The organism is Bradyrhizobium sp. Rc3b, assembly GCF_900114915.1.
In the GTDB taxonomy this organism is placed as follows: Bacteria; Pseudomonadota; Alphaproteobacteria; order Rhizobiales; family Xanthobacteraceae; genus Bradyrhizobium.
On sequence record NZ_FOUS01000003.1, the window covers coordinates 149,210 to 166,091 of the forward strand.

Sequence of the window (16,882 nt, forward strand, 5' to 3'; positions counted from 1 at the left end):
TAAAGTCAGCATTCATACGACACCCGCCGGCAAGCCATTGATTCCGCTGCGCCCGGCTACTGTGCATGGGGTCGTTTTCGTAGTTTTTGTCTGTGGCCTAGAGAAACATGTCGGCCAGGTCCACCGTCGAGGCCATCCCGACCTGGTCGAAGTTGCGCGCCAGCCAGCTTCGCGCCGCCGAACGGCCCTCGTCGCGCAGGCGGCACAACAGGCTCCATTCGGGATGGAATTGCGTGGCCGTGCCGAGCTGCGACATCAGCTGGTCGTTGCCGATCCAGTGCATGTACATGCGGCTGTGCTTGCCGCTGTCGAGCTCGCCATCGTCGATCAGCCGTGTGGCGAAGGCGATCGCGCGCATCTCACGCATCAGGGACGAATTGAAGCTGATCTCGTTGATGCGATGGAGGACGTCGGCCGCGCTCGTCGGCAGCTCGTCGCGCCGGATCGCCGTGACCTGCACGACGATGACGTCGTGGCTGCCCTTGCGGTAGATCAGCGGGAAGATCGCGGGGTTGCCGAGGTAGCCGCCGTCCCAATAATGCTCGCCGTCGATCTCGACGGCCTGGAAATAGGGCGGCAGGCAGGCCGAGGCCAGCACGGTATCTGCGGTGAGATGCGGGCTCTGAAATACCTTGATCTTGCCGGTGCGGACGTTGGTCGCGTTGAGGAACAGTTGCGGTGCCTCGGGCGAGGAATTGAGCCGATCGAAATCGACGACCCGCTGCAAGAGCGACCGGAGCGGATTGAAATGAAAGGGATTGAGCAGACCCGGCGGCAGCGTGTGCGTCAACGTGTGGATGACGGCGTGAACCGGATGATATTCCGGCGGCAGCTTCAGGGCCTGGATCCACTGGTTCAGCGGCGACATCAAATCGTATGCCATGTCCATGCGAGACACTTCGTACCAGAATGCGTGCAGGCTCTCCCGCGCGGCCTCCGCGCCCCCGTGCGCCATGCCGGAAGCCATCGCCACCGCGTTCATGGCGCCGGCACTGGTCGCGCTGACCGCCTCGATCGCGAGCCTGCCGTCTTCGAGCACCTGGTCGAGCACGCCCCAGACGAAGGCGCCGTGCGCGCCGCCGCCCTGGAGCGCGAAATTGATGGTCTTGCGGTCGGCGGTCCGGTTGGCTGTCACTTTGCTTTCTTCTTGCCTCCCGTCCCCTCTTTCTCCAAGGCCTTGCGCACCTCGTCGAACTCCGCCACCGAGGCCTTGTCGGCGCGGGGGAAACGCAGGTCGAGCTTTTCGAGCGCGGCATTGATCACCGAGCCGATCACGACGCGCGCGAACCATTTGTGGTCCGCGGGCACGACGTACCACGGCGCATACGGCGTAGAGGTGTGCCGGACGATATCCTGGTAGACCGCCTGGTAGCGCGGCCACAGCGCGCGCTCCTTGATGTCGTCCATCGAGAACTTCCATTGCTTGGCCGGCTCCTCCAGCCGGTCGAGGAAGCGCTTGCGCTGCTCCTCTCTGGAGACGTTGAGGAAGAACTTCAGCACCACGGTGCCGTTGCGGCAGAGATACCGCTCCCAGGCGGCAATGTCCTCGAACCGCTCGTTCCAGATGTTCTTGGTGAGGAGCTTTGACGGCAGCTTCTCGTTGGCCAGAAGTTGCGGATGAACGCGCGTGACGAGGCATTCCTCGTAGTGCGAGCGATTGAAGATGCCGATATGGCCGCGTTCGGGCAGCGCGACCGCGTGCCGCCAAAGGAAATCGTGGTCGAGTTCGTTCTTGCTCGGCGCCTTGAAGGCGGTCACCTCGCAGCCCTGCGGGTTGATGCCCTCGAAGATCGCCTTGATGGCGCTGTCCTTGCCGCCGGCGTCCATGGCCTGAAATACGATCAGGAGCGACCAGCGGTCCTGGGCATAGAGCTTCTCCTGAAACCCGATCAGCCGCTTCTTGTTGGCGTCGAGAATCGCCAGCGCCTTCTCCTTGTCGAGATCGCCCTTCTCGTCGGTCTTGTGCGCCTTGAGATGAAACTTGCCCGATCCATCGTAGCGGAACGGCGTGATGTAGCGGTCAAGTTCCTGGGCGAGCGATTTGGACGGCTTCTTGCTCATGAGCGCGGGGCACCTTGGGTTGCGGCTTCAGTCGGTCGAGCAAGCTACCAAGGATGCCCTTGGGAAGGAATATGATGAAAAGGACCAGCAGCACGCCGTAGACGAGATTGTCCCAGCCGACCGCCTTGGTGCCGAAGCCGATGCGAAGGGTTTCCGCCAGCAGGATGGTGATCACGGCGCCAAAGGTCGGACCGAGCGAGACGAACAGGCCACCCACGATGGCCGCGAACACCATCTGCAGCGACACCGCGATGCCGCTGACGGTGTCGGGCGTGATGAACATCTGGTACTGGCAGTAGATCGCGCCCGCGAGCGCCGTCATCAGGGCACTGAGCAGCGTGATCTTCAGCTTCTCCGCGGTGACGTCGACGCCGGCGGCGGCGGCTGCGTCCTCGTCCTCCGAGATCGCCTCCAGCGCATAGCGGCTCATGCTGCGGTCGACCCAGTGCCAGACCACGATGCCGAACAGCCAGACCCCGAGCGCAATCAGATACCAGGTCGTCTTGTCGTCGAACTGCAGTGCCAGCAGCTTGTTGCCCGAGGTTCGATTCGGCGTGTAGCCCAGCGAGCCGCCGGTGTAGTCGCGCGTCGCCGTGATGACCTGGAGCACGATGCCCGACAGCGCCAGCGTCACCAGCACGAAATAGTGTCCGGTGATGCGGAAGCGGAAGCAGGGATAACCGACGATCAGCGCCAGTGCGCCGGCAGCGACCATGCTGACGGGAATGCCGATCCAGGGCGACACGCCGAGGTGATTCCAGAGCAGCGCGGTGACATAGGCGCCGATCCCCATGAAGCCGCCATGGCCGAGCGAGACGAGGCCGAACCGCCCCATCATCGACCACGACGTGTAGGCGAACGACCAGATCAGGATCAGCACCAGGATGTGCAGATGATAGGGATCGCGATAGACGAAGGGCAGCGCGACCAGCGCCGCCAGCCCAATCCCCCATGCCGCAAGCCGCCCCTGCCCCATCATCGGCGCCTCGCGAGCAGGCCCGCGGGCCGGATGAACATCATGACGATGAAAAAGGCGAAGGCGAGCACATAACCCCATTCGAGGTCGGAGAACAGGCCGCCGAGCGAGATGATCTCGGCGAACACGAAGGCGGCGATGAAGCCGCCGATGAAATTGCCGAGCCCGCCGAGCACGCAGATCAGGAAGGTGATCGGCCCGAAGGACAGGCCGACGAATGGATGCACGTCATATTGCAGCACCAGGAGGCAGGCGGCGAGCCCCGCGAGCGCGCCGCCGAGCGCGGAGGTGATGAGATAGATCCGCTTGGTGTCGACGCCCATCAACGCCATGATCTGCCGGTCCTGCGAGATGGCACGGATCGCGGTGCCGGTGAAGGTGCGGGTCATGAACAGATAGACGGCGACCATGCCGACCAGCGCGGCCAGGAACGACAGTAGCCGCGCGTAGCTGAAATTCATGTCGCCGAGCGCGAGCACCGGCAGGCGGATGCCGAGATTGCGGAAATCGATGCCGAAGGCGACGGTGGCAAAGCTCTGCAGCACGAACAGCACGCCGCCGGTCGCAAGCAGCTGGTTGATCGGCGGCGCAGTCAACAGCGGCGCGATCACGAGGTAATGCAGCGCCGCGCCGAGGATCGCGACCAGCAGGATGGTGAAGGGCGCGGCGACGAAATAGCTGACGCCGTAATACTGCACCATGAAATACATGGCGTACATGCCGATCATCACCAGCTCGGCATAGCAGATCCAGGTCACGTCGATCACGCCGAAGATCAGGTTCAGCCCGAGCGCGAGCAGCGCCAGCACGCCGCCGAGCAGGATGCCGTTGATCACGGCCTCCAGCAGATAGATGTCGAAGACGTCCAAGAATGCCTGCATGCCCCTCACACCCCGAGATACGCTTCCTTGACCGTGTCGCTCGCCAGCATCTCGGCGGACGTGCCGGATGCCCGGATGGTGCCCGCCTCGATCAGATAGGCGCGATCGACCACTTTCAGCACCTGCTGCACGTTCTGCTCCACGATCAGCACGGTCAGCCCGCTGGCGCGGATCCGCTTCACCAGCTCGAACACCTGCTGCACCACGACCGGCGCGAGGCCGGCCGAGGGCTCGTCGAGCAGCAGCAGCTTTGGATTGGACATCAGCGCACGGCCGATCGCGCACATCTGCTGCTCGCCGCCGGACATGGTGCCGGCCATCTGGTGGCGCCGTTCCTTCAGGCGTGGAAACAGGTCGAACACCACTTCGAGTCGCTCGGCATACTGACTGCGCGCCTCCTTCATGAAGGCGCCCATCTTGAGATTGTCGTCGACCGAGAGCTGCGGAAACAGCCGCCGGTTTTCCGGCACATGCGCAATGCCGAGGCTGACGATCTTGTGCGGCGGAGTCGCCACGACGTCGGTCCGCTCCATCCGAATCGAGCCGCGCGAGGGCCGGATCAGGCCGGAGACGACACGCATCAGGGTGGTCTTGCCGGCGCCATTGGGGCCGATGACGCCGACGGCTTCGCCGGCCTTCACGTCGAGATTGACATCGAACAGCGCCTGGAACGTGCCATAGCCGGCATTGACGGCGCGGAGCTCCAGCATGCCTAGCCTCCCGCGCGGCGGCGCGCTTCGGCGGCCGCGGCCTGCGTGGTCTCGGCATCGGTGCCGAGATAGACCTCGATCACGCGCGGGTCGCCCGCGACCGCGCTCGGCAGGCCTTCCGAGATCTTCTCGCCGTGATCGAGCACCATGACGCGATCGACGACGCGCATCAGCACGCCCATGATGTGCTCGACCCAGATGATGGTGATGCCGAGCTCGTCGCGGATATTGCGCAACATGTCGGCGGCCTGATCCATCTCGGTTTCGTCGAGACCGCCGAGGCTCTCGTCGGCCAGCAGCAGCTTTGGCGCCGTGGCGAGCGCTTTCGCAAGCTCGAGCTTCTTCAACCCCGCTGCGCCGAGACCGTCGACGCTGGCATGGCGATCGGTCGGCAGACCGACCATCGCGAGTGACCGTTCGGCCGCTTCCTCGGCCTTGATGCGGCTGTGGCGGCCCTGGCCGTAAAAGCCGGCGAGCGCGACGTTCTCGAAGATGGTCAGGCGGCGGAACGGTCGCGGAATCTGGAAGGTGCGGCCGATTCCGCTGTTGATGATCCGGTGCGGTGCGAGGCCCGCAATCTCGGAGCCGCCGAACACGATCGAGCCCGATGTCGGCGCGAGCGTGCCGGAGAGCATGTTGAAGATCGTGCTCTTGCCCGAACCGTTCGGCCCAATCAGGCCGAGGATCTCGCCCTGATCAACCCGAAACGACACGTTGTTGACGGCGGTGAAGCCGCCGAACCGCTTCACCAGCCCACTGACCTCCAGCACCAGACACTCCGCCGCTATTGGTTGCTGTAGGTGGTGCCTTTCGGCAGCGGCAGCACGGCTTCGCGCTGCGCCTGGCTCTTCGGCCACACCACGGAGGATTTGTCGTCGATGTACTGGATCACGACGGGGAACGAGCGCTCGTTCTGCCCGGCCATGGGGCTGCCCTCGCCGTAGAACTTCACGCCGAAGCCGAGCATGGTGCCGCCTTCGGGGATGTCGGTGTCGAGCGCCGCCTTGCGCAGCGCCTCGGGATCGACACCGCCATATTTCTTGATCGCGCGCGGCAGCACGTCGGCCATGAACACGTAAGTGTTGGACGCGCCGATGCCGACATGGGCGGAGCGGATGGCAACCCCGGGCCGGATCTTGTCGAACTCCTCGCCGACCATCTTGATCACGGGCGGGAGCTTCGGATCCATGGTCTTCTGGTTGGCGAGCCAGATCGAGATCGGGTCGGCGTTGAAGATGTAGGTGGCGTCGGCCCCCATGCCTTCCTTCAGCTTCTCATAGACGCCGTAGCCCGCACCATGGCCCATCAGCGCGCCGAACTTCAGGCCCTGCTCGCGGGCCTGGCGGAGCAGCAGCGTGATGTCGGGGTTGTAGCCGGTGTGGAAGATCACGTCGGGCTTGGCCCGCTTGAGCTTGGTCACCAGCGCCGACAGATCGGGCGCGGTCGCCGAATAGCCCTCCTTCATCACGACGTTGAAGCCGGCTTTCTTCGCGCCTGCCTCGTTGCCCTTGGAGACGTCGACGCCATAGGCGCCGTCCTCGTGGATGATGGCGACGCGCAGGTCCTTCGGCTCCTTGTCGAACTTCGCCTTGGCGTTCTGCGCGATGAAGTCCATCGTCATCATGCCGAACTGGTCGCCGCTCGCCTGCGGGCGGAAGACGTATTTGTAGCCCTTCTCGTTGAACACGGCGGACGAGATGCAGGTCGTCATCCACATGAACTTCTTGAGCTGCTCGACGCGGGCGGCCACCGGCACGCACTGCGCCGAGGAGAAGAAGCCGAGCACCATGTCGACCTTCTCCTGCTCGAGCAGGCGGACGGATTCGTTGATGGCGATGTCGGGCTTGCTCTGCGCATCGGCATAGACCGCCTCGATCTTGTAGCCTTCGACGCCGGTCTTGGCGAAATGGTCGAGGATGATCTTCGCGCCGATATAGCCGAGTTCGGAACCGCCGCCGGCCAGAGGTCCGGTCAAATCAAAAACGACGCCGATCTTGATCTTCTTGTCCTGAGCCTGGGCGGCCACCGCCAGGCTCGTCGCGGATATCGCGATCACCAGCCCACGTACCAATCGGGCAGCCATGCGCAGGCGCATCAAAACCTCCCTGGACGATTGTGCATTGCATTCGTCTTGCTTTTGGTTGCCCCCATCACATGGGCAGAGCGCAGGGATGTCAAGCCTCGCGCATCAGCGCGAGGCGAACTGCTGCTCGATAAAGGCCGTGACAAATCGCGGCATGGTCGGCGTGAGATCACCCGTCCCGCGCACGAGATGAATCGCCGACAATTCCGGCTCGTGCTCACGGGCGAGATTGGTTTCGATCCGGGCGCGGGCCTCGTCGCCGGGCATATCGAGGTTGAGCACCTGCATCATCGCAATCGTGGGGCCGCTGACGACGCAATACCAGTCCGGCTCGGCCCGATAGTCCGCCGCCGTCAAGCCGGTCTCTTCCTGGATTTCGCGGACGACGCTGCCGGGAATGTCCAGCATCCCATCCCTGACATCGTCGAGATCGGGCGTGCCCGACGGGAAATAGATGCGGCCTGCGTTCGCGGTGTGCTGCGCCATCTCGCCCATCAGGAAGGCGCCGTCGGACGTGCGCAGCGCGCCCATGCCAAACCCGTTGAACACGGGCGCGCCGGGAAAGCCCCAGTCGCGCCAGGCAAGGAAGCTTGCGAAATCGGTCTCGAAATAGGTCGAGGCGAAATGGCCGTCCGTGAATACGGGATGGCACCCGAGCAGGACGCGGCCGTTCCAGATCTTCGGCCGCTCGCGCTGCTTCTCGGCGAAGTGCGCCGCGATCTCGGCCCGACGCTCCTCGGCGAACGGCCAGACGATCGGCCGCACGGCAAGAGCAAGCGTCGTGACGCGATGAATGATCGGTGACGTCATGAGGGGGCGACTATCACGCCTTCGCGTCAGCTATTTGGCGTTCCCCGTGGTCTTCTTGGCCTGCTCAACGAACTTGTTGGTGAAGGTCTTGCTGACGTCGATCTTGGCGTTCGCCACCTCGGGCGAGCCGACGCTGAACACCGCGAGCACGGCATCCGCGCCCTTCGGGTCCATCTTGCCGGTCTCCGAGTACATCGGGATCGTGTTCTTCAGCGCGGCGAGATAGAGATCCTTGTTCTTGCCGACCGTCTCCTCCGGCATCTTCGCCATGATCTCCTCAGGGCTGTGCGAATGGATCCAGGCGAGCGTGGCGAGGATCGCGTTGGTGAGCGCCTGCGTCTCCTTCTCGTGCTTGGCAACCCAGGCCGCGGTCGAGTACAGCGCGCCGCCGGGATATTCGCCGCCGAAGGTCTCGAGCGTGTCCTTCTGCGTCCGCGTGTCGGAGAGGATACGCAAATCCTTGTGGCTGCCCTGCAGCACGGTGACGGAGGGATCGAGCATCACGGCCGCGTCGATCTGGCCCTGCTCCATCGCGGCGACCGCGGTGGCGCCGAGGCCGACGCCAATCACGGCGGCGCTGGTCGGATCGATGCCGTTCTTCTTGAGCATGTACTTCAGGAAGAAGTCGGTCGAGGAACCGGGCGCGCTGACGCCGACCTTCTTGCCGGCGAGATCCTTGACCGACTTGATGTCGTTGGTGCGCGAGGGCGCGACCACGAGCACGAGGCCGGGATAGCGGTCATAGACCACGAAAGCCTGGAGCTCCTGCTTCTTGGCCGCCAGATTGACGCAATGGTCGAAATAGCCGGACACGACGTCGGCGCTGCCGCCGAGCACGGCCTTGAGCGCGTCCGAGCCGCCCTTGAGGTCGACCAGCTCGACATCGAGGCCGGCCTTCTCGTATTCGCCGAGCTGCTTGGCCAGCACCGTCGGCAAATAGCACAGGCAGGAGCCGCCGCCGACCGCGATGGTGACCTTGCTTTGCGCCGCGGCAAATCCGGTGGTGAGCGTAAGCGCGAGCAGCGCCGCGGCGAGCCTGGCAATCGTGTTCTTCATTGGTTTCCTCCGTTCGGCCGGCGGCACCATAGAGCAGCGCGACGGGCTTGAGAAGCGTAGCCTAAGGCACTGGCCATCGGCCTTTTGGCGCAATAGCATGCGGGTACAACAACAAACTCGTGATGGGGAGGATCATCCATGAATCGTCTTGCAATCGGGCTGTCGATCGCCGCCGCCTTTGCCGCCGGATGCGGCGCGAACCAGCTGCTCCGGCCGGCGCTGGCCGCCGAGAACATCACCGCGCAGATCATCCACACCGGCGAGATGGAAGGCGATGCGCTCGGCGCCGCCAACAATGTCGGCTACCGCTCAAAAATGTTCGCGAGCGCCGACGGCGCCACGATCTCGATCCAGGTCGGCAATGTGCCCAAGCACATGCATCCCAACACCAACGAGATCCAGTACATCCTGGACGGGACCGGCACGATCTGGCTTGGCGACAAGGAAGTCACGGTCAAGCCGGGCGACCTCGTCATCATCCCGAAGGGCACGCCGCATGGCGGCACCAAGCCGATCAGCGGACAGGTCAAGGCGATCGCGATCAAGACGCCGCCGCAGGCACCCGACGACACCAAGCTGCTGGATTGAGGCTTCGCGATTGGGGCCCGCGCCGATACGCGGGTCCCGCCTCGCGCCTAGCCGCGCCCATCCGATGCGGTCGGCCGCCACACCAACAGGCGCCGCTCCACCAGCGTGACCCCATAGTCGATCAGGATCACGAACGCCGACAGCACGAACATGCCGGCGAACACGCCGGCGACGTCGAACACGCCCTCCGCCTGCTGGATGAGATAGCCGAGGCCCGCTGCCGATCCCAGATATTCGCCGACGACCGCGCCGACCACGGCAAAGCCGACCGAGGTGTGCAGCGAGGAGAACATCCAGGACAGCGCCGAGGGCCAATAGACGTGCCGCATCAGCTGCCGCTCGCTCATGCCGAGCATGCGGCCATTGTCGAGCACGGTGCGGCTGACCTCCTTGACGCCCTGATAGACGTTGAAGAACACGATGAAGAACACCAGGGTCACGCCGAGCGCGACCTTGGACCAGATGCCGAGGCCCAGCCACAGCGCGAAGATCGGCGCCAGCACCACGCGCGGCAGCGCGTTGACCATCTTGACGTAGGGGTCGAACACTGCCGCTACAATCGGCTGGCGCGCGAACCAGAAGCCGACCAGCACGCCGCCGAGCGAACCGATCACGAAGGCGAGGATCGATTCCGCCAACGTGATGCCGAGGTGCTTCCAGATCACGCCGGAAGAGAACCACTTCACGATCTGGCTGAACACGTCGAACGGGTTGGAGAAGAAGAACGGCGGCAGCAGGATCTTGCCGAACACGGGAACGGTCGACAGCACCTGCCACAGCACGATGCAAACGACCGCGACCAGGACTTGCAGCGCGAACAGCGTCGGGCGCGACATCAGACCGCCTCCGCCGCTTGGGTGGATTGCGCGTAGCCCTTCATCACCTCGTCCTTGAGCACGCTCCAGATCTCGCGGTGGAGCGCATGGAACTCCTTGTCCAGTCGCACCTCGAAGATGTCGCGCGGGCGCGGCAGGCTCACCTGCCAGTCGCCGATGATGCGCGAGGACGGCCCGGCCGACATGATCACGACGCGGTCGGCGAGCGCGATCGCCTCTTCGAGATCATGGGTGACGAACAGCACGGCCTTGCGGTCGGCGTTCCAGAGGTCCAGCAGCAGGTTGCCCATCACCTGGCGGGTCTGCGCATCGAGCGGCCCGAACGGCTCGTCCATCAAAAGGATTTTTGGATCGCGGATCAGCACCTGCGCCAGCGCCACACGCTTGCGCTGGCCGCCCGAGAGCATATGCGGATAGCGACCCGCGAACGCGCCAAGGCCGACCGAGGTCAGCCATTTCCGTGCGCGCGGCAGTGCCTCGGCGCGCGGCGTGCCCTTGATCTCCAGCCCGATCGCGACATTGTCGAGCGCAGTCTTCCACGGGAACAGCGCGTCGGCCTGGAACAGGTAGCCGGCATCCCGGTTCAGCCCCGCGAGCGGCCGGTCGAAAATCCTGACGCTGCCGGCGGCCGGCTTCAGCAGCCCGGCCGCGACGTTGAGCAGCGTCGATTTCCCGCAGCCCGTGGGCCCGACGATGGCGACGAACTCGCCTTGCGCCACTGTGAGGTGGGCCTTTTCCACCGCCGTGTAGACCCGCCCGTCCCCGAGCCGGAACGCAACCTTGGCATCTTCCAGCGCCACTGCCGTTGGCGTTGACATATATTCCCTCCGAACTTGGCCCGATGCCTTAGCCGCTCGCGCGGCCAAGTTCAATCAAGCCGCCAAGCGTGCTACGCATGGGCGTCGCCGCGCTCTTACCCTCCCCTGGAGGGGGAGGGTCGGCTCACATGAGCGCCAGCGAAATGTGAGACGGGGTGGGGTGACGGTCTCTCCACGTCCAACACTGCCCGTGTCGAGAGACCACCCCACCCCGCTCGCGCAGCGCGCGATCGACCCTCCCCCTCCAGGGGAGGGTAAGAGAAAAGCGAGCTTACCTGCGATGCCTTCCAAGCCAGCCATCAGCTATGCCCACGTCACCAAGAGCTTCGGCCTGCTGAAGGCCGTGGACGGTTTGTCGCTCGACATCGCCGAGGGCGAATTTGTGGCGATCGTCGGCGGATCGGGCTCCGGCAAGACCACGCTGCTGCGGCTCGCCAACCGGCTGATCGAGGCCGAGGGCGGCACCATCACGGTCGAGGGCGAGGACGTGCAAAGCGTCGATCCGGTCGCGCTGCGGCGGCGGATCGGCTACGTGTTCCAGAGCGGCGGGCTGTTTCCGCATCTGAGCGTTGCCGACAATATCGGGATCACGCCGAAACTGCTGGGCCAGCCGGCGGCCGATATTGCAGCGCGCGTCGACGAGCTGCTGGAGCTTGTGCAGCTCGATCGTGACGCGCATCGCAGCCGTCTGCCGGAGGCGCTCTCCGGCGGCCAGCGCCAGCGCGTCGGCGTGGCGCGGGCGCTGGCGGCAAGGCCCCGCATCGTGCTGATGGACGAGCCGTTCGGCGCGCTCGATCCCATTACCCGCGATGCGCTCGGCGACGACTATCGTTCGCTGCATCGCAAGCTCGGCCTGACCACCGTGATGATCACGCATGACATGACGGAGGCGATCCTGCTCGCCGACCGCATCGCGGTGATGCGCAGCGGACAGCTGCTCGCGCAGGGCACCCCCACCGAGCTCTCGAACAGCAGCGACGCTTACGTGCTGGAGCTGCTGCGTACGCCGCGGCGCCAGGTCGAGCGGCTGAACGCGCTGCTGCCGCAAAGCGGTGCGGCATGAGCCTGTTTTCCGATCCACGCTGGGGCGAGGCGCTGGCGCATCTGCCCGATTATCTCGGCAATCATGTGCGGGTCAGTCTCGCCGCGCTCGAGCTTGGCCTTGCCGTCAGCCTGCCGCTGGCGATCCTGACGCGCAGCCGTCCGGCGCCGCGAGCTATCCTGCTCGCAATCGCCAGCATCGTGCAGACAGTGCCGGGCCTGGCGCTGCTCGCGCTGTTCTATCCGCTGCTGCTGCTGGCCGCCTCGGTGACGCTGGCCTGGTTCGGCGTATCCTTCTCGGCGTTCGGCTTCCTGCCGGCGATGCTGGCGCTGGCGCTCTATTCGATGCTGCCAGTGCTGCGCAACGGCATCACCGGGCTCAACGGCATCGATCCCGCGCTGATCGAGGCCGCCAAGGGCGTCGGCATGACCGCGCGGCAGTCGCTCGTCATGGTCGAGCTGCCGCTGGCGCTGCCGGTGATGATGGCGGGCATCCGCACCGCCGCGGTGTGGGTGATCGGCACCGCGACGTTGTCGACGCCGATCGGGCAGACCAGCCTCGGCAATTACATCTTTGCCGGGCTTCAAACCCAGAACTGGGTGTTCGTGCTGTTCGGCTGCTTTGCCTCGGCGCTGCTGGCGCTCGCCGTCGATCAGCTGCTCGGCCTGATCGAGGGCGGCCTGCGCCAGCGCAGCCGCGCCCGCACCGCGCTCGGCGCAGCCGGTATCGCGGCGCTGGTCGCTGCAACGCTGGTGCCGACGATGGGACGCTCGTCGCAGGGCTATGTCGTCGGCGCCAAGACCTTCGCCGAGCAATATGTGCTGTCGGCGCTACTGAGGGACCGCCTCCAGGCCGCCGGTCTGCCCGCGACGACGCGCTCGGGCCTCGGCTCCAGCGTGATCTTCGGGGCGTTGAAGGCCGGCGACATCGATCTCTATGTCGATTATTCCGGCACGCTCTGGGCCAATCAGCTGCATCGCTCCGACATCAAGCCGCGCGCAGAGCTGTTGACGGATTTGAAGGCAAGCCTGGCAAAGGACAACATCACCCTGCTCGGCGAGCTCGGCTTCGAGAACGCCTATGCGTTGGTGCTTCCGAAGAAGCGCGCCGAAGCGCTTGGCATCCGGACCATTGCCGATCTCGCGGCGCACGCATCGACGCTATCGATTGCCGGCGACTACGAGTTCTTCTCGCGGCCGGAATGGGCGGCGCTGCAAAAGGCCTACGGCCTTTCGTTCCGCGCCCAGCGCCAGATGCAGCCGGATTTCATGTATGCAGCGGTTGCGAGCGGCGAAGTCGACGTGATCGCCGGCTACACCAGCGACGGGTTGATCGCGAAATACGATCTTGTCGCGCTCGACGATCCCAAGCACGCGATTCCGCCCTACGACGCGATCCTCCTGCTCGCACCGAAGCGCGCCGGGGATGAGCGGCTCAAGGCAGCGCTGCAACCGCTGCTCGGCAAGATCGACATCGCCACTATGCGCGAGGCGAATCTGCGCGCCAGCGGCAATGACGCGAATTCCTCGCCGGATGCGGTGGCGAAGTGGCTGTGGGAGAAGGTGGGCGGGCGGTAGGTTGAGATTTCGTAGGGTGGGCAAAGGCGCGCAATGCGTGTGAGAGGTGGTGGGCACGCTTCCGCCTTCGCTCTTCGAGCTACGGCGGACACGTCGCTTTGCCCACCTACGGATGCTCAGGATGGCGGCAGAGCCTACAGCCCCCTGATGATCCCCGCGTTGATCAGCAGGCGGTTCAGCCGCCGCGCTTCGACGCCGTCCTTGCAGCTGTAGAACACGCCCTTGCAGCGGAGCATGATCTCCTTCTGCTCGGCGAAGGACGGATCGAGCGGGATGCCGGCGGCCTCCTGGATCACCAGCGGCAGATAAGGGCCGTCGATCGTGTCCATCACGGCAGCACTCTTCACCGGCTCGAAATTGACGGCGTCGATCGCGTAATAGGTCGCGTAGAGGCGCGGATCGTAGGCGTCCAGCTTCTTGCCGAGAGCGCCCTCGTCGAGCCCGGGCTCGAGGATAGCAGGCGCGAACTCGGGTTGATGATCGCCATAGCGCACGATCAGGAAGGGCTCGCCCGGGAACGTCTTCTTCAGGCCCGCGACGAACGCCTTGTATTGCTCGGCGCTGATCGCCTGCCGACGCAGATATTCGTCGATGGACGGCACATTGCCCGGCGCGCGCCAGTTCGGCAGCAGGTCGGGACGGAAGCGCGTCTCCCACGGGAAATGATTGGCACCGAGATAGATGAAGGTGAACAGCGGCTTGTTGGGCGGCTGCTGGCCCATCAGCTGGAGCGCCTTGTCGTAGAAGAAGCCGTCGGGCTCGACGTCCTTGGCACCGAGGTCCTTGGCGTCGAGGAAGCGTTCGATGCCCGTCGTCAGCTGGAAGCTGCGCGCGGCCATGAAGCCGCCATGGGCGGGATAGAGCGACATCGTGTCGTAGCCGCAACGGCGCAGCGCCAGCGGCAGCCCGCGCTCGACGCGGTTCGAGGCGATGCGCGTCACGAAGTAGGCAAAGCGGCCGAACGAGCGCGAGGAGAGGCCTGCAAGCACGTTGTATTCGGTGAACCAGCTCGGCCCGCCATTGCTCTCGGCCAGGAACGTGCGTTGCTTGCCGTCCCAGGATTTGAAGTGGCTGCCATAGCCCTGCGGCACCTTGATGCCCTGGGCGGCGCGGATGTCGAAGCTCGATTCATCATGGACCATGATGATGTTCGGCCGGCGTCCGGCAGGATGGCAGGAATCGACCAGCGGCATGTTGAGGCGCTCGTTGGTCGCGGCGGCCGATTCCATGAAACCGTACTGCACGAAATCGGAGACCGAGCTGACGCCGGAGCGGAAGAATTTCGACAGATAGCCGTCGTCGTAATAGCCGCGCCAGGCTTCGTCCGGATGATAGAGCGAATAGCCGACCAGCGCGGCAAGGCAGGCCAGCTTGCAGGCGAACGCCGGCAGACGGCGGATGCGGAACGGATCGAGCCACCACAGCGCATACATCAGCGGCAGCGTGACGAAGCCGGCCAGGATCACCGACCAGCGCAAATTCGGGAAGATCGTGAACAAGAACGCGACGGTGTCGCGGTCGATCATCATCAGGTCGATGAAGTTGACCGTCATCTGGACGACGTCGTGCTTGAGCCGCGACAGCAGCACCAGCACGACGACCATGGTCAGCGACAGCGCGCCTGATAGCGCCGGCCGGCGCAGCAGCGTGATCCAGAAAAAATTGAGAATGCCCCAGGCCAGCGCGAAGGAGAGCCGCGAGCCGAAATCGGTCTCGGTCTGGTACATCAGCGCGAGCGCGGCCAGATGCGGCGCGGCAACCGCGAGCAGCCGCCAGATGCCGAGCGCGGCGACGCTCGCCAGCACGGCGGTCGTGGCAGAAGGACCTGGATTGGGCGCGGACGCCATCGACGACACGCTATACTTCAAGTCCGGCGCGGTGATGCCAGGCCGTCTGGTCCTCGAGACGGTGACGGGGCGTCCGGAGCAGCCGGAAGCCTGCACCGTGTCATAAAACTGTAACGGAACGGTCAAGGACAGGCAACGCATGCGGTGACCCGACCTTCGCTTATTGTTAGTGACCGGCGAAGCCCGCACGGCGGCGGGCCGAGCCGCTCGCTCGGTTAAGGCTTTGCGATGCCGGCGATGAAGAGGTCGAGCACGCCTTCCGCCATCCGCTCGATCGCCCCCTCCTCGACGCCCCAGCGCGGAAAGTGGCCATCGAGATTCATCCGGGCGAAGCCGTAGACCAGGGCGCGGCCGGCGATCTGGATGCGCTTGAGGTCCGCCGACCGCAGCAGGCCCTGCTCCGCCGCCTCGGCCAGGATTCCCTCGGTCAGCGCGATCAACTCGGCATTGTCGCGCGTCAATTCCGCGGAGCTGCCATGGGCGAAATAGCGCCCGGTGGAGATGATCTCGAAATGGGCGGGATTGCGCATCGCCCAGCGCAGGTAAGCAAGGCCAAAGGCACGGAAACGGGCAAGCGGGCCGGCCGGCGGAGCCTCGCTCAGCGCGGCCTCGATCTCGACACGGAAACGCCGCTGCGCCTCCTCGGCGGCCGCCGCCATCAGTGCATCGCGGTTCGGAAAGTGCCGGAACGGCGCGCCCGGCGACACCGCGGCCCGGCGCGCGGCCTCACGGACGGAGACCTCCGCTCCCTCCGCCGCCAATTGCAGCGCAGCATCGATCAGGACACGGCGGAGGTCGCCGTGGTGATACGGCCTGGCCTGGGCTGCAGGGCGGCGGGCGCGCGGCTTGGACGGCTGGCGGGCGGACATGGCGCTTCCTAGCATCACCCGAACGTGAATGTAAGCGATGATTACACCATTGACCGCCGCGCGGCGCCGAAATGTAATCGATGATTACATAACGGAGGAAGATCACCATGCCGCAACGTCAAAGCTGGTTCGAAGGCTGGCGGCTGCTCGCCGCCCTCACCCTCAGCCTGGTCCTTCTCAGCCTGTGGATCGCCTCGATGCGGCAGTTCGAGGTCGAGGGCGTGCGGATGGTGATCCGTTTCACCGCACGCAGCTCGCTGCTGCTGTTCTGCCTCGCCTTCAGCGCCGCGGCGATGGCGCGGCTTTGGCCCAACGCATGGACCCGCTGGCAGCGCCGCAACCGCCGCTATCTCGGCCTCAGTTTTGCGGCTTCCCACGCCACCCACGCGGTTGCGATCGTTGTTTTCGCCTGGATGGATCCTGCCGGCTTTGCCGAGACGACCTCGGCCGTCTCCTACATCTTCGGCGGCATCGGCTATGGCTTCATCGTCGCGATGAGCGCCACCTCGTTCGACCGCACCGCCGCGCTGATCGGCCCCCGCGCTTGGCGCACGCTGCACCTGGTCGGCGGCTATTATCTCTGGTTCCAGTTCATGGTGTCATTCGGCAAGCGCGTGCCGGCGATGCCGCTCTATGCCGCGTTCCTCATTCCGCTGCTGATCGTGATGACGCTGCGTATGATCGCGATGGCCCGCCACCCGCGCGGGCAGACCGTTGCAGCGGGCTGA

The 16,882-nt window shown here is 65.1% G+C and carries 17 protein-coding genes; 4 read left to right on the forward strand and 13 right to left on the reverse strand.

Translation table 11 applies throughout. From position 1 onward, the window contains the following. Nucleotides 1-97 precede the first annotated feature (97 nt). From BM190_RS07530 to BM190_RS07570, 9 genes are all read right to left on the reverse strand, one after another. A complete protein-coding gene (locus BM190_RS07530) occupies nt 98-1,135 on the reverse strand; it encodes a patatin-like phospholipase family protein (protein WP_092253299.1) in 1,038 nt (345 codons plus the stop codon). Beyond that, the gene (locus tag BM190_RS07535) at nt 1,132-2,061 is read right to left on the reverse strand and encodes a polyphosphate kinase 2 family protein (protein WP_092253301.1); all 930 of its coding nucleotides are present in this window, start codon (nt 2,059-2,061) and stop codon (nt 1,132-1,134) included. The genes BM190_RS07530 and BM190_RS07535 overlap by 4 nt, the downstream gene beginning before the upstream one ends. Beyond that, a complete protein-coding gene (locus BM190_RS07540; protein WP_026202244.1) occupies nt 2,021-3,040 on the reverse strand; it encodes a branched-chain amino acid ABC transporter permease in 1,020 nt (339 codons plus the stop codon). Before BM190_RS07540 ends, BM190_RS07535 begins: the two co-directional genes overlap by 41 nt. Then, the gene (locus BM190_RS07545) at nt 3,037-3,918 is read right to left on the reverse strand and encodes a branched-chain amino acid ABC transporter permease (protein ID WP_092253303.1); all 882 of its coding nucleotides are present in this window, start codon (nt 3,916-3,918) and stop codon (nt 3,037-3,039) included. The genes BM190_RS07540 and BM190_RS07545 overlap by 4 nt, the downstream gene beginning before the upstream one ends. Nucleotides 3,919-3,923: 5 nt before the next feature. Then, on the reverse strand, nt 3,924-4,628 hold the full coding sequence (locus tag BM190_RS07550; RefSeq protein WP_092253305.1) for an ABC transporter ATP-binding protein: 705 nt from the start codon (nt 4,626-4,628) through the stop codon (nt 3,924-3,926). 2 nt (nt 4,629-4,630) lie between these two features. Continuing rightward, nucleotides 4,631-5,398 carry an ABC transporter ATP-binding protein gene (locus BM190_RS07555; RefSeq protein WP_018319739.1) on the reverse strand — a complete coding sequence of 256 codons (768 nt, stop codon included), beginning with the start codon at nt 5,396-5,398 and terminating at the stop codon, nt 4,631-4,633. 14 nt (nt 5,399-5,412) lie between these two features. After that, a complete protein-coding gene (locus tag BM190_RS07560; protein WP_092253307.1) occupies nt 5,413-6,723 on the reverse strand; it encodes an ABC transporter substrate-binding protein in 1,311 nt (436 codons plus the stop codon). A 93-nt stretch (nt 6,724-6,816) separates the two neighbouring features. Further along, on the reverse strand, nt 6,817-7,521 hold the full coding sequence (locus BM190_RS07565; protein WP_092253309.1) for an NUDIX hydrolase: 705 nt from the start codon (nt 7,519-7,521) through the stop codon (nt 6,817-6,819). Nucleotides 7,522-7,551: 30 nt separating this feature from the next. Beyond that, complete coding sequence (locus BM190_RS07570; RefSeq protein WP_177236956.1) at nt 7,552-8,577, reverse strand: ABC transporter substrate-binding protein; 1,026 nt, start codon at nt 8,575-8,577, stop codon at nt 7,552-7,554. A 138-nt stretch (nt 8,578-8,715) separates the two neighbouring features. Between BM190_RS07570 and BM190_RS07575 the strand changes: the two genes are divergently transcribed. Beyond that, complete coding sequence (locus BM190_RS07575; RefSeq protein WP_028145436.1) at nt 8,716-9,165, forward strand: cupin domain-containing protein; 450 nt, start codon at nt 8,716-8,718, stop codon at nt 9,163-9,165. 47 nt (nt 9,166-9,212) lie between these two features. Here BM190_RS07575 and BM190_RS07580 read toward each other — a convergent pair whose 3' ends face one another. Both BM190_RS07580 and BM190_RS07585 read right to left on the reverse strand, forming a co-directional pair. After that, a complete protein-coding gene (locus BM190_RS07580) occupies nt 9,213-10,001 on the reverse strand; it encodes an ABC transporter permease (protein WP_018319734.1) in 789 nt (262 codons plus the stop codon). Beyond that, complete coding sequence (locus tag BM190_RS07585; RefSeq protein WP_092253313.1) at nt 10,001-10,819, reverse strand: ABC transporter ATP-binding protein; 819 nt, start codon at nt 10,817-10,819, stop codon at nt 10,001-10,003. The genes BM190_RS07580 and BM190_RS07585 overlap by 1 nt, the downstream gene beginning before the upstream one ends. A gap of 280 nt (nt 10,820-11,099) precedes the next feature. Between BM190_RS07585 and BM190_RS07590 the strand changes: the two genes are divergently transcribed. Continuing rightward, on the forward strand, nt 11,100-11,882 hold the full coding sequence (locus BM190_RS07590) for an ATP-binding cassette domain-containing protein (RefSeq protein WP_092253315.1): 783 nt from the start codon (nt 11,100-11,102) through the stop codon (nt 11,880-11,882). Then, nucleotides 11,879-13,438, forward strand: a complete 1,560-nt coding sequence (locus BM190_RS07595; RefSeq protein WP_092253317.1) for a glycine betaine ABC transporter substrate-binding protein — start codon at nt 11,879-11,881, stop codon at nt 13,436-13,438. The genes BM190_RS07590 and BM190_RS07595 overlap by 4 nt, the downstream gene beginning before the upstream one ends. 134 nt (nt 13,439-13,572) lie before the next feature. Here the strand turns inward: BM190_RS07595 and BM190_RS07600 are convergent, their stop codons facing one another. Together BM190_RS07600 and BM190_RS07605 are read right to left on the reverse strand one after the other, a co-directional pair. Further along, nucleotides 13,573-15,285 carry a sulfatase-like hydrolase/transferase gene (locus BM190_RS07600; RefSeq protein WP_092253319.1) on the reverse strand — a complete coding sequence of 571 codons (1,713 nt, stop codon included), beginning with the start codon at nt 15,283-15,285 and terminating at the stop codon, nt 13,573-13,575. Nucleotides 15,286-15,500: 215 nt separating this feature from the next. Next, nucleotides 15,501-16,154 carry a TetR/AcrR family transcriptional regulator gene (locus tag BM190_RS07605; protein WP_244550618.1) on the reverse strand — a complete coding sequence of 218 codons (654 nt, stop codon included), beginning with the start codon at nt 16,152-16,154 and terminating at the stop codon, nt 15,501-15,503. Nucleotides 16,155-16,261: 107 nt separating this feature from the next. Between BM190_RS07605 and BM190_RS07610 the strand changes: the two genes are divergently transcribed. Next, nucleotides 16,262-16,882 carry a hypothetical protein gene (locus tag BM190_RS07610; RefSeq protein ID WP_092253323.1) on the forward strand — a complete coding sequence of 207 codons (621 nt, stop codon included), beginning with the start codon at nt 16,262-16,264 and terminating at the stop codon, nt 16,880-16,882.

Excerpts from the sequence above, each read along its gene's own strand:
- BM190_RS07575 (WP_028145436.1), top strand. The coding sequence starts at position 8,716 with ATGAATCGTCTTGCAATCGGGCTGTCGATCGCCGCCGCCTTTGCCGCC.
- BM190_RS07545 (WP_092253303.1), bottom strand. The coding sequence starts at position 3,918 with ATGCAGGCATTCTTGGACGTCTTCGACATCTATCTGCTGGAGGCCGTG.
- BM190_RS07535 (WP_092253301.1), bottom strand. The coding sequence starts at position 2,061 with ATGAGCAAGAAGCCGTCCAAATCGCTCGCCCAGGAACTTGACCGCTAC.
- BM190_RS07590 (WP_092253315.1), top strand. The coding sequence starts at position 11,100 with ATGCCTTCCAAGCCAGCCATCAGCTATGCCCACGTCACCAAGAGCTTC.
- BM190_RS07570 (WP_177236956.1), bottom strand. The coding sequence starts at position 8,577 with ATGAAGAACACGATTGCCAGGCTCGCCGCGGCGCTGCTCGCGCTTACG.
- BM190_RS07600 (WP_092253319.1), bottom strand. The coding sequence starts at position 15,285 with ATGGCGTCCGCGCCCAATCCAGGTCCTTCTGCCACGACCGCCGTGCTG.
- BM190_RS07585 (WP_092253313.1), bottom strand. The coding sequence starts at position 10,819 with ATGTCAACGCCAACGGCAGTGGCGCTGGAAGATGCCAAGGTTGCGTTC.
- BM190_RS07610 (WP_092253323.1), top strand. The coding sequence starts at position 16,262 with ATGCCGCAACGTCAAAGCTGGTTCGAAGGCTGGCGGCTGCTCGCCGCC.
- BM190_RS07565 (WP_092253309.1), bottom strand. The coding sequence starts at position 7,521 with ATGACGTCACCGATCATTCATCGCGTCACGACGCTTGCTCTTGCCGTG.
- BM190_RS07540 (WP_026202244.1), bottom strand. The coding sequence starts at position 3,040 with ATGATGGGGCAGGGGCGGCTTGCGGCATGGGGGATTGGGCTGGCGGCG.
- BM190_RS07550 (WP_092253305.1), bottom strand. The coding sequence starts at position 4,628 with ATGCTGGAGCTCCGCGCCGTCAATGCCGGCTATGGCACGTTCCAGGCG.
- BM190_RS07560 (WP_092253307.1), bottom strand. The coding sequence starts at position 6,723 with ATGCGCCTGCGCATGGCTGCCCGATTGGTACGTGGGCTGGTGATCGCG.
- BM190_RS07595 (WP_092253317.1), top strand. The coding sequence starts at position 11,879 with ATGAGCCTGTTTTCCGATCCACGCTGGGGCGAGGCGCTGGCGCATCTG.
- BM190_RS07580 (WP_018319734.1), bottom strand. The coding sequence starts at position 10,001 with ATGTCGCGCCCGACGCTGTTCGCGCTGCAAGTCCTGGTCGCGGTCGTT.
- BM190_RS07605 (WP_244550618.1), bottom strand. The coding sequence starts at position 16,154 with ATGTCCGCCCGCCAGCCGTCCAAGCCGCGCGCCCGCCGCCCTGCAGCC.